This window comes from Gemmobacter sp., assembly GCF_016792925.1.
Classification (GTDB): Bacteria; Pseudomonadota; Alphaproteobacteria; order Rhodobacterales; family Rhodobacteraceae; genus Gemmobacter.
This window is the reverse complement of sequence record NZ_JAEULU010000140.1, coordinates 1-10,829: the sequence shown is the minus strand read 5'-3', so window position 1 is coordinate 10,829 and position 10,829 is coordinate 1. Positions and strand designations below refer to the sequence as shown.

The 10,829-nt window shown below is 68.5% G+C and carries 9 protein-coding genes; 4 read left to right on the top strand and 5 right to left on the bottom strand.

The annotated features are described in order from the left end of the window. The 4 genes from JNN06_RS07050 to JNN06_RS07035 form a co-directional block, all read right to left on the bottom strand. The coding region (locus JNN06_RS07050) for a 3'(2'),5'-bisphosphate nucleotidase CysQ (RefSeq protein ID WP_291238889.1) at positions 1 to 763 on the bottom strand (763 nt) is incomplete at its 3' end. Then, positions 750 to 2,090 carry a TldD/PmbA family protein gene (locus JNN06_RS07045; protein WP_291238888.1) on the bottom strand — a complete coding sequence of 447 codons (1,341 nt, stop codon included), beginning with the start codon at positions 2,088 to 2,090 and terminating at the stop codon, positions 750 to 752. The genes JNN06_RS07050 and JNN06_RS07045, both read right to left, overlap by 14 nt. Before the next feature lie 57 nt (positions 2,091 to 2,147). After that, the gene (locus tag JNN06_RS07040) at positions 2,148 to 3,665 is read right to left on the bottom strand and encodes a M24 family metallopeptidase (protein WP_366812580.1); all 1,518 of its coding nucleotides are present in this window, start codon (positions 3,663 to 3,665) and stop codon (positions 2,148 to 2,150) included. 113 nt (positions 3,666 to 3,778) lie between these two features. Beyond that, positions 3,779 to 5,284 carry a DUF2125 domain-containing protein gene (locus tag JNN06_RS07035; protein WP_291238887.1) on the bottom strand — a complete coding sequence of 502 codons (1,506 nt, stop codon included), beginning with the start codon at positions 5,282 to 5,284 and terminating at the stop codon, positions 3,779 to 3,781. 143 nt (positions 5,285 to 5,427) lie between these two features. Between JNN06_RS07035 and JNN06_RS07030 the strand changes: the two genes are divergently transcribed. Genes JNN06_RS07030 through selD form a run of 4 tightly spaced genes read left to right on the top strand, consistent with a single transcriptional unit; the run spans position 5,428 to position 8,900 of the window. Beyond that, on the top strand, positions 5,428 to 6,168 hold the full coding sequence (locus JNN06_RS07030) for an SDR family NAD(P)-dependent oxidoreductase (protein ID WP_291238886.1): 741 nt from the start codon (positions 5,428 to 5,430) through the stop codon (positions 6,166 to 6,168). Then, positions 6,165 to 6,788 carry an enoyl-CoA hydratase/isomerase family protein gene (locus JNN06_RS07025; RefSeq protein WP_291238885.1) on the top strand — a complete coding sequence of 208 codons (624 nt, stop codon included), beginning with the start codon at positions 6,165 to 6,167 and terminating at the stop codon, positions 6,786 to 6,788. The genes JNN06_RS07030 and JNN06_RS07025 overlap by 4 nt, the downstream gene beginning before the upstream one ends. A 4-nt stretch (positions 6,789 to 6,792) precedes the next feature. Next, entirely contained in the window at positions 6,793 to 7,848 is a 1,056-nt protein-coding gene (gene mnmH / locus JNN06_RS07020) for a tRNA 2-selenouridine(34) synthase MnmH (protein ID WP_291238884.1), read from the top strand. Continuing rightward, positions 7,845 to 8,900 carry a selenide, water dikinase SelD gene (gene selD, locus JNN06_RS07015; protein WP_291238883.1) on the top strand — a complete coding sequence of 352 codons (1,056 nt, stop codon included), beginning with the start codon at positions 7,845 to 7,847 and terminating at the stop codon, positions 8,898 to 8,900. Before mnmH ends, selD begins: the two co-directional genes overlap by 4 nt. Before the next feature lie 49 nt (positions 8,901 to 8,949). On the opposite strand, the gene JNN06_RS07010 is transcribed toward selD, so the two are convergent. Further along, positions 8,950 to 10,829, bottom strand: a 1,880-nt coding sequence (locus tag JNN06_RS07010) for a helicase-related protein (protein WP_291238882.1), incomplete at its 5' end; no start/stop codon positions are given.

Genomic DNA, 10,829 nt, shown 5'->3' with positions numbered 1-10,829 from the left:
GCCGCCCAATCAGCCCGGCATGCACGCCGGGGGCGGCGCAAACCACGCCCTCCGCCTGCGGATGCGCGCGGTTGAACACCAGCGCGGCGCCGTGGCGATCCGTCACCACCGCCCCTGCCCGCGCCGCGATCAGCGCCCCCGCCGCGATGTCCCATTCCCAGGCCGGGCGCAGGGTCAGCATGGCATCATGGCGCCCCTCGGCCACCAGACACAGCCGATAGGCCAGCGAGGCGCGGAAGCTGCGCTTCACATCCGGCACCCCGCCAGGCCAGTTCTCAGGCGCAAGCGTCGGGCCGGTGGTCAGCACCCGGGCTCCCACCTCGCTGGGCTGCGCGCTGGTCTGAATGGGCTGGCCGTCGCACAGCGCTGGCCCGTTCACGCTTGCGCAATACAGCCGGTCGCGCGCGGGCAGATAGACCACCGCCGCCAAGGACTGCCCCTGCCGCACCACCGCCAGCGACACCGCGAAATGCTCTTCGCCCGCGATGAAGGCGCGGGTACCGTCAATCGGGTCCAGCACGAAAACCCGGTCGGCCTCCAGCCGCGCAGGCCCGTCCGGGTCTTCCTCGGACAGCCAGCCGTAATCGGGCCGCGCCGCCTGCAACATGGCGCGCAGATGGGCATTCACCGCCAGATCAGCCTCGGTCACCGGGCCAAGCCCCGGTTTCTCCCACACTTGCGGCGATTGCCGCCAGAAGCCAAGCGCAATGGCGCCGGCCTGGCGTGCCGCATCACAGATCAGGGCGAGGTCATGTGCCGGCAAGCGTCATCCCCTCGATCAGGATCGACGGCACCCGCGTCGCCAGATGCGCCCGCGCGTCATTTGCCGCCACGAAATCGCGCAGCATATGGCGCAGATTGCCCGCGATGGTGCATTCATTCACCGGATAGGCAATCTCGCCATCCTCGACCCAGAACCCTGCCGCGCCGCGCGAATAATCGCCCGTGGTCGGGTTGATGGTCGAGCCGATCATCGAGGTGACCAGCAGCCCGGTGCCCATCTGCCCGATCAACTGCTTGCGCGTGGCGGTGCCCGGCGTCAGGTCGATATTCGAGGTGGCGGGCGACGGCCCCGAGGTGGTGCCCCGCGCCGCATTGGCGGTGCTGGCCATGCCCAGTTTGCGCCCCGTGGCCAGATCGAGGGTCCAGCCGGTCAGCACGCCATTCTCCACGATCTTGCGGCGCTGCGTCGGCAGGCCCTCGGCGTCAAAGGGGCGCGAGCCGGAGATGCGCGGGCGGTGCGGGTCTTCGATCAGGTCAAAGCCCTTGGGCAGCACCTGCTGGCCCAGCCCATCCATCAGCCAGCTGGAGCCGCGTGCCACCGAGGCGCCGTTGATCGCGGCCAGCAAATGCCCGATCAGGCTTTGCGCCACGCGTTCGTCAAACAGCACGTTGAAGGTGCCGGTGGCGGGTTTGCGCGCGCCCATCCGCGCGAGGGCCCGCTCTGCCGCCAATGCGCCAATGCTTTCGGCCGAGGGCATGTCGGATTGGTAAACCCTTGCTTCCCCGGCATAATCCCGCTCCATCCCGGTGCCGCTGCCGGTGAAGGCCACCGCCGATTGCGAGAGGGTGGTGCGGGCATAGCCGCCCTCGAACCCATTGGTGGCGGCCAGATACATCTGCCGCCGCCCATAGCCCGCGGAGGCCTGCACCTGGGTGATGCCCGCCACCGCCATGGCCGCGCCCTCCACCGCGCGGGCCGCAGCCTCCAGCGCGGCAGCCGAGGGCTCCTCGGCACTTTCCGCCAGATCATAGGCCGCCAGATCCCAGCCGCGCGCGATCTGACCGGGGTCGGCCAACCCGGCATAGGGATCATCCGGCGCCTCGCGCGCCATGGCCACCGCGCGTTCGGCCACATCGGCAATCGTGCGCGCCGAGGTATCGGAAACCGAGACACAGGCCTGCCGCCCGCCAATCAGCACGCGCAGGCCCAGCTCGATCCCTTCCGAGCGTTCGGCCTGTTCCAGCGCGCCTTGCCGGATGTCGATGGACAGCGAGGTGCCCTGCACCGCCAGGGCGTCGGCAGCCTCGGCCCCGGCCTTTCGGGCGGCCTCCAGCAAAGCATGGGTCAGCGGGGCGAGATCGGTCATCGGTCGTCCTTTCCTTGCGCCTTTGCAGGTAAGTCGCAGAAAGGCGTTAAGCAAGCCTTATGCGCAGAAGGCTGCGCGCGGCAGCGCCGACAATATCTCGCAGCCCGTCTCGGTCACCACCGCCACCTCCTCCAGCCGGATGCCAAAGCGCCCCGGCAGATAGATGCCCGGCTCGATGGTAAAGACCATGCCGGGGGCCAGCACCACATCCGACACGCCGGTGATATAGGGCGGCTCGTGAATTTCCTGCCCCAGCCCATGCCCGGTGCGATGGGTGAAATAGGCGCCATAGCCCGCCGCCACGATCACGCCGCGCGCGGCAGCGTCGACGCTGCGCGCCGTCACCCCGGTGCGGATCGCGGCCAGCGCGGCCTGCACCGCCGCCTCCACCACGGCATGCACGGCCTCATAGCCCTCGGGGGCGGGGCCGCAGATCATCATGCGGGTGATGTCGGAATAATAGCCGTCCTTGCGCCCGCCAATATCGCAGACGATGGCATCGCCGGGCTGAATGACCGTCTCGCCGGTGTGGTGATGCGGGAAGGCGCCATTGGCCCCGGCGCCGATGATGGTGAATTCGGGCACCGCGCCCTCGGCCTTGAAGGCGGCGCGGGCCACCTCGGCCAAGGCGCGCTCGGTCATGCCGGGGCGCAGCGCGCCGCGCAGGGCCTGCTGCGCCAGATCGGCGATGCGGGCGTTTTCGCGCAAGGCGGCCAGCTCCGCCGGTTCCTTGCGCAGGCGCAGCCAGCCCACCGTCTCGGCCGCGAAACCGCGCTGCGCCTCGGGCAGCGCATCCAGCAGCAACAGCGCGTGATCGGCGCGCATCGTCTCGTCAATCGAGACAGCCGCCACCGGCCCCAACTCGGCCAAAGCCTGCGCCAAAGCCGCCACCGGCCCGGCATCATCGCCCCATTCCCAGAACGGCCAATCGGTGTGCTGGCGCATATCGGCGGCATTCAGCGCGGGCATCAGCCAGCCCGCCCCGCGCGCGCCGATCAGCGCGAGGCAAGGGCGCTCATCGGCAAAGGGCGCAGCCCCGGTCAGCCAGCGCAGATGCGCGCCCGGCGCCAGCGCCACCAGATCCACACCCGCCTCCATCATGCGCTGCCGCAGCCGCGCGAGCCGCGCCTCATAGGGGCCACCTGCCCCCATCACTGCCTGCATGGCGGCCGCCAGCGCGGGCAGGCGCGCGGCGATGGCGGCCTCGATCGCCGCCACCCGCGCGGGCGGAAAGGCTTGTTCGGCATCCAGCAGGTTGATCGTGCCAAGCGCCCGCCCCTGCCAGATCACCGGCACATTCACCGCCGAGCGCAGGCCCATCGCCTCCAGAAGCGCATGATCGAAGAAATGCGGCCCGAACTCGGCCACGCTATTGGCCACAAAGGTGCGGCCCTGAACCAGCACCAGATCGGACCAGGCATCGTGCTGGATCGGTTTCGGCACCGTCAGCGGATAGGTGACCGGATCGTTGCTATAGGCGCGGCGCGCCACGCCTGCGGCCTCATCCTGCACCGAAACCGTGAACAGCCGCGCGCCAAGGCCCGCCTCCAGCTCTGCAAACACCGCGTCCGACATGGCTGCCCCCATTGAAAAGGCCGCCCCAAACCGGGGCGGCCCGTTGCCCTGTTGCCAGAGCCTAAGTCATCCTGTCCCCGCCGCTTGCCAGAAAGCGGCAGCCACAGCGCCGCTTATTGCAGCTGCATGCCGTTCACGAACAGGTGCTTGTCCTTGAACTCCACGTTGGAGGTCATGGTGTCGGGCTGGCCGTCCACGACCTTGGCAAACATGCCAAGCATCATGCGCGCCCCCATCATCTGATCCTCGGGCACCAGACCCATCGCCATCAGCTTGTCCAAGAGACCATTCACCCCCACGGCCTTAAGGTCGATGGTGCCGGTCGGGGCCGGAACGCCCGCGAAGGTGGTCATGTCGCTGTTGTCGAAGGTCAGCGCGCCGGTGCCGGTCACATCGGCCCCCGCCAGCTTCACTTGCAGGGCCTTGATGTCCAGCGCGTGCAGCTCGCCCGGCGTGCCCTGCATGTTGGCCATGGCGGCCTCATCCATCAGATCGGCCGTCAGCTTCAGCTTGCCGGTGGTGTCCAGATGCACGGTCATCGGGTCGCGCGGCAGTTGCTTGCCGGGGTCGATCATGTTCCAGATGTCATCCGAGATGGTCAGATCGGCCAGCTTCATCATGAAGCCGAAATCGGCCGGCGTGTCCGATTTGGCCACGGGCATCAGCAGGTTGAAGGCGCCTTCCTTATAGGCCAGATTGACCTGCGGGAAGGGGATCTGCCCGCCCGAGACGGTGAAGCTGGCATCCTTGGCAGTGCCGCCATAGGACAGCGCCGCCCCGTCCATCGCAAAGTTCAGATCGCCGCCCGCATTGGTGCCGGTCGCCTTGGTCTCGCCGCTGGCATCGGTCATGGTGAAATCGAAGCTGGCACTTTCATAGGCAAAATTGCCTTCCATCGCCGTGCCGGCCTTCAGCGCCTCGGCCAGTTTGGTCATGTCGCCGATCATGGTCGAATCCGACGCGCCGGTCAGATTCGCCATGTTCACGGTGCCCGCCACCTTGCTGCCATCCTCGGGGTTCGAGCCGCCAAAGGTCACGGCAAGGCTGTCGGCCGAAAACTCCGACCCCACCGATTTTTCCGCGTCGCTGCCACCGATGACATATTGCCCGGCCAGCCCGGCCAGCACCGCCTCGACCTTCAGGTCCGACGGCACTTTCTCGCCCTCGATGCCGTCCAGCTTGATGGTCATGCTGTCGCCCGCGAGGTCATAGGTCATTTCCTCGGCGCTGCCCGACACGGTGGTTTCCATGCCCGGCGCGGTGATCGACATCTTGGTGGTGACCGCAGGCATATCCGCCGCAGCAGCAGTGGTCATCTCCATCTTGATGACATCCGACAGGGCCAGAACCGCCGTGCCGTCGCCGCCATCGGTGATGGTCGCCTCGTCGATGGTGACGATGGCCTTGGCCCCGTCCTGCTCGCTGGTGATGACGATGCCGGTCGCCGTCAGCGTCTCGCCGTCATTCTCCTCGCTCGCCACGGTCATGGTCTGACCGTAAGAGGTGCTGAGCGCCTTCCAATTGTCCCAAACCTCCTGCGGCGTCACCTCTGCCAGGGCGGCATTCCCCGCCAGAAGCGCCACACAGGCCGTCGTGCCCAACAATGCCCACTGTTTCATAATCAAACCTTCCCTGCTGCAAAATGATGCGCGAGCATCTTTCATCCGCCGCGCCCCGGTCAAGCCTGTGCATGCGCCAAGGGTTCCGAAGCGGTCGTGCATGAGGTAACAATCTTTGGATGCAGAGGAAAGCAGGCAGAAACATGCAGGGACAGGTGGTGGCAATAACCGGCGCAAGCCGGGGAATCGGGCAAGAGGCCGCGCGTGCCTTTGTGGCGACGGGGGCCTCGGTCGCGCTGCTGGCACGGGATGGCGCCGCGCTGGAAACCCTGGCGCAAAGCCTTGGAACACAGGCCCTAGCACTGCCTTGCGACGTGTCGGAGGCCGCCTCGCTTGCGCAGGCGCTGGCGCGAACACAGCGCCATTTTGGGCGCTTGGATGTCATGATCAATAACGCGGGCGTGATCGACCCGATCGCCCGGATCGAGGCCGCCGATCCTGCGGCATGGGGCCGCGCCCTCGACATCAACCTGAAAGGCGTGTTTCACGGCATGCAGGCCGCGCTGCCGATCCTGCGTGCGCAAGGCGGCGGCACCGTCATCACATTGTCCTCCGGCGCGGCGCATCGCCCGCTGGAGGGCTGGAGCGCCTATTGCGCCGCCAAGGCCGGGGCCGCGATGCTGACCCGCGCCCTGCATGAGGAAGAAGGGCATTGGCTGCGCGTGCTGTCGCTCTCGCCCGGCACGGTCGCCACCGACATGCAGCGCACCATCCGCGCCTCGGGGCTGAACGCGGTCAGCCGCATCGACTGGGCGGAACATATCCCCGCCGACTGGCCCGCCCGCGCGCTGGTCTGGATGTGCAGCCCTGCCGCCGACCGCTGGCGCGGGCAGGAAATCTCGCTGCGTGATGCAGCCATTCGCCGGGAGCTGGGCCTCGCATGATCGACCTTCACAAGGCAGACGGGCTTTGGACCGTCACCCTGAACCGCCCCGACAAGGCCAATTCCCTGACCCGCGCCATGCTGGTGCAACTGGCTGAAACCGCCGAGGCCGCGCGCCATGACCCGCCCCGCGCCCTGATCCTGACCGGGGCGGGCAAGGTGTTTTCGGCAGGCGCCGATCTGGATGAGGCCCGTGCAGGTCTGGCCACCGATCCGGTCTGGGAGCGCCTGTCCGGCGCGATGGCCGCCCTGCCCTGCCTGACCATCGCCGCGCTGAACGGCACGCTGGCGGGCGGCGCCATGGGCATGGCGCTGGCCTGCGACCTGCGGCTGGCGGTGCCGGGCGCCAAATTCTTTTATCCCGTGATGAAACTGGGCTTCTTGCCGCAACCCTCCGATCCGGCCCGCCTTGCCGCGCTGATCGGCCCGGCCCGCGCCAAGATGATCCTGATGGCCGGCGCCCGGATCGAGGCGCCCGAGGCGCTGGCCTGGGGCTTGGTCGACCGCCTCGCGCCGCCGGAAACCCTGCTGGCCGAGGCCCGCGCCCTGACCGCCGATGCCTGTGCCGCCTCGGCGGCCCATGTGGCGGGGATCAAGGCCCTGATCCCGGCGCAGGGCTGAGGCGATGCCCGTCACCCTGACCAGCCTGACCGACCTCGCCCGCCACGGCTTTGACGAAATCATCGACGTGCGGGCGCCCGCCGAATATGCCGAGGATCACCTGCCCGGCGCGATCAACCTGCCGGTGCTGGACGATGCCGAACGCGCCCGCGTCGGCACGATCTACAAGCAGGTCGCCCCCTTCGCCGCGCGCAAGATCGGCGCCGCGCTGGTGGCCCGCAATGCGGCCCGCCATATCGAAGAGGCCCTGGCCGACAAGCCCGGCGGCTGGCGCCCCTTGGTGCATTGCTGGCGCGGCGGGCAACGCTCCGGCTCTTTCGCGCTGATCCTCGGGCAGATTGGCTGGCGGGTCGAAACCCTTGCGGGCGGCTACAAGGCCTGGCGCGGGCTGGTTCTGCGCGAGCTGACCGAAACGCCGCTGCGCGCGCCCCTGGTGCTGCTGGATGGCAATACCGGCTCTGCCAAGACCGAGCTTCTGGCCCGGCTGGCGCAGCGCGGGGTGCAGGTGATCGACCTTGAGGGGCTGGCCAACCATCGCGGCTCGCTGTTTGGCGGGCGCGGCGCGCCGCAGCCCTCGCAGCGCATGTTCGAGGGGCGGCTGGCGCATGCGCTGGCGGCGCTGGACCCGAACCGCCCGCTGGTGGTGGAGGCGGAAAGCGCCATGATCGGCCAGTGTCGCCTGCCGCCGGTCCTGTGGCGCGCGATGACCCAAGCCCCGCGGATCGAGCTGGAGGCGCATCGCGCCGACCGGGCCGCCTATCTCGCCCGCGCCTATCAGGATGTGACCACCGATCCGGCCCGGCTGCTGGCCACGCTGGACCAGCTGCGCCCCTATCACCCGGCGAAACGCATCGAGACCTGGCAGGCCCTTGCCGCCGCCGGGGCCTTTGCCGATCTGGCCGAGGCGCTGATGCAGCACCATTACGACCCGCGCTATGCCAAACACCGCGCCCGCAGCGACCTGCCGCGCGACACCTTCCCCCTCGCCGCGCTCTCGCCCGAGGCGCTTGACCGGGCCGCCGACGCGCTGGCCCGCCGCATCCCGGAGATTGCCCGATGACCCAGCCGCCCGAACCCCGCCTCACCTCGCTGTCGCATGGCGGCGGCTGCGGCTGCAAGATTGCCCCCGCCGTGCTGCAAGACATCCTGCGCGCCGCGCCCGCCCTGCCGGTGCCGCCCGAACTTCTGGTGGGAACCGAAACCTCGGACGATGCCGCCGTCTATCGGCTGAGCGACACGCAGGCGCTGGTCGCCACCACCGATTTCTTCATGCCGATCGTCGATGATCCAGTCGATTTCGGTCGCATCGCCGCCACCAATGCGATCAGCGATGTCTATGCCATGGGCGGGCGCCCCATCCTCGCGCTGGCGCTGGTCGGCATGCCGGTCAAGCAGCTGTCCCCGCAAACCATCGGCCGCATTCTGGAAGGCGGCGCCGAGGCCTGCCGGGCGGCGGGCATCCCGATTGCGGGCGGCCATACCATCGACTCGGTGGAGCCGATCTATGGGCTGGTCGCCATCGGCCTGGTCGATCCGCGCCAGCTCAAGCGCAATTCCGGTGCCCGGCCGGGCGATGTGCTGATCCTGGGCAAGCCCTTGGGCGTCGGGGTCTATTCGGCGGCGCTGAAGAAGGCGGCCCTGACCGCCGCAGATTACGCGACACTGGTGGCAACCACGACCCGGCTGAACCTGCCGGGCCCCGATCTGGCCGCGATGGAGACGGTCCATGCCATGACCGATGTGACCGGCTTTGGCCTTGCCGGGCATGGGCTGGAAATGGCGCGTGGCTCGGGCGTGGATGTGGTGATCGACCTTCAGTCCCTGCCGCTGCTGCCGCAGGCCCGCGCCCTGGCCGAGGCGGGCTGCATCACCGGCGCAAGTGCGCGCAACTGGCAGAGCTATGGCGCAGATGTGGACATGGCCGAGGATGTTTCGATGGTTTTTCAAGCGCTTGCCACCGACCCCCAGACCAGCGGCGGGCTTTTGGTGGCCTGCGCCCCCGAGGCCGCACAGGCGGTGCTGGCCGTGTTTCAGCGCCATGGCCATGGCGAGGCCTGCGTCATCGGCCATGTTGAAAACGCAAAGGCGCAGCCGAAGCTGCGCCTGCGCTGATCTGGCCGAAGCCTCGATTTTTCTGCGAAAAATCGCGGCCCCCCAGAGATCACTTTTTCTTCGGCGGCACAAAGCGCTTGGACGTGTCGCGCGCATCCACCGGCTTGGGCGCCGGTTTCGCCCGCGCGGGCTTGGCGGCAAAGGGCTTGCCCTCGGTCTTGTGCGACTTGGCGCCAAAGGCGCGGCCCGGCTTGTCCTCGCTGCCGCCGCCATGCGACTTGAACCCGGTCGAGCGCGGCGCGGGCTTGGCGCCCGTGCGGTCATCGGCCTTCCAGCGCGGCTTGCGCTCTGCGCCCTCGGCCCCTTCGCCTTTCGGCGCATAGGGACGCTTGGGCGCAGGCGCCTCGTCGCGCTTCACATAGGGTTTGCGCGGGCCATCCTCGCTGCGCGCGGCATAGGGCTTGCGGTCGCCCTCCTCGCGCTTGGCATAGGGCTTGCGCGGGCCATCCTCGCGCGGAGCCCAAGGCTTGCGGTCGCCCTCGTCGCGCTTGGCATAGGGTTTGCGATCGCCGTCTTCGCGCTTGGCATAGGGCTTACGCTCGGCATCGTCGCGCTTCACATACGGCTTGCGCTCGCTGTCCTCGCGCTTCGCATAGGGTTTACGCTCCGCCTCATCGCGTTTCACATAGGGCTTGCGCGGCGCGGCAGCCTCGCCGCCCTCCTCCTCGACAAAGCGCGAAGGCTTGGGCGCATAGGCGGGCTTTTCGCGATAGGGACGCTCTTCACGGCTTTCGCTGCGCGGGGCACGCTCGGGCCGGGGCGCGCGCGGCTTGGCGCCGAAATCGGCCCGCGGGGCGCGTTCGGGGCGGCCAAATTGCGGCTCGCCTTCGACCCGGTTCAGCACAAGGCCCGGCTCCAGCTCGACCCCGTCCTGCACCTTGCCAGCCGAGGCCTTGGCGATTTGCACAAAGGTCACAGTCTGTTGCACGCGGATCGCGCCGATCTCGTTTTTGGTGATGCCCAGACCGTCGCACAGCTTGGGCAGCAGCCAGCGCGCTTCGGCGCGGCCCTCATGGCCGACCGACAGCAGGAACCATTCCGCCTCGCCAAAGGCGTTGCGATCACGCGGTGCCGCCGCCACAGCCTGTCCCGGCGCCACGGCGTCTTGCAGCACTTCCGGCGCCGAGCGCGCCTCGCGCCACAGCCGCACAAAGGCCGAGGCCATGTGATCGGCGCCATACCGCGCGATCAGTTGCCCGGCCAAAGCCAGCTCCTCGCCCGGGCGATCCTGCAACAGCGGCAGCTCCATCAGGCGGGCATCATCGCGCTCCTGCACCTCATCGGCCGAGGGCGCCTTGCCCCATTCGGCCACAACCTTGGCGCCTTGCAACAGGCGGCTGGCCTTGCGGAAATCGGCCGGTGGCACGATCAGCACCGAAGTGCCCTTCTTGCCCGCGCGCCCCGTCCGCCCCGAGCGGTGCAGCAGAGTTTCGCTGTTCGAGGGCAGATCGGCATGCACCACCAGCTCCAGACCCGGCAGGTCGATGCCGCGCGCCGCCACATCGGTGGCGATGCAGACCCGGGCACGCCCGTCGCGCAGCGCTTGCAGCGCGTGCATCCGCTCGGATTGCGACAACTCGCCCGAAAGCGCGACCACCTGGAAACCACGGTTCCCCATGCGCGCCAGCAGGTGATTCACATTCATCCGGGTCTTGCAGAACACAATGGCGGTCTGCGCCTCGTAATAGCGCAACACGTTGAAAATGGCGTGTTCCTTGTCGCGCGCGGTCACATTGACGGCCCGGTATTCGATGTCGCCATGCTGGCGCGCCTCGCCCTGGGTTTGCAGACGGAAGGCATCGCGCTGGAAGGTTGCAGCCAGCTTTTCGATCTCTTTCGGCACGGTGGCCGAGAACATCAGGGTGCGCCGGTTTTCCGGCGCCGAGCCCAGGATGAACTCCAGATCCTCGGCAAAGCCAAGGTCCAGCA

What these genes read in the sequence shown, in the direction of transcription:
- JNN06_RS07045 (WP_291238888.1), bottom strand. Translation starts at nt 2,090, where the DNA reads ATGACCGATCTCGCCCCGCTGACCCATGCTTTGCTGGAGGCCGCCCGA.
- JNN06_RS07040 (WP_366812580.1), bottom strand. Translation starts at nt 3,665, where the DNA reads ATGTCGGACGCGGTGTTTGCAGAGCTGGAGGCGGGCCTTGGCGCGCGG.
- JNN06_RS07035 (WP_291238887.1), bottom strand. Translation starts at nt 5,284, where the DNA reads ATGAAACAGTGGGCATTGTTGGGCACGACGGCCTGTGTGGCGCTTCTG.
- JNN06_RS07030 (WP_291238886.1), top strand. Translation starts at nt 5,428, where the DNA reads ATGCAGGGACAGGTGGTGGCAATAACCGGCGCAAGCCGGGGAATCGGG.
- JNN06_RS07025 (WP_291238885.1), top strand. Translation starts at nt 6,165, where the DNA reads ATGATCGACCTTCACAAGGCAGACGGGCTTTGGACCGTCACCCTGAAC.
- mnmH (WP_291238884.1), top strand. Translation starts at nt 6,793, where the DNA reads ATGCCCGTCACCCTGACCAGCCTGACCGACCTCGCCCGCCACGGCTTT.
- selD (WP_291238883.1), top strand. Translation starts at nt 7,845, where the DNA reads ATGACCCAGCCGCCCGAACCCCGCCTCACCTCGCTGTCGCATGGCGGC.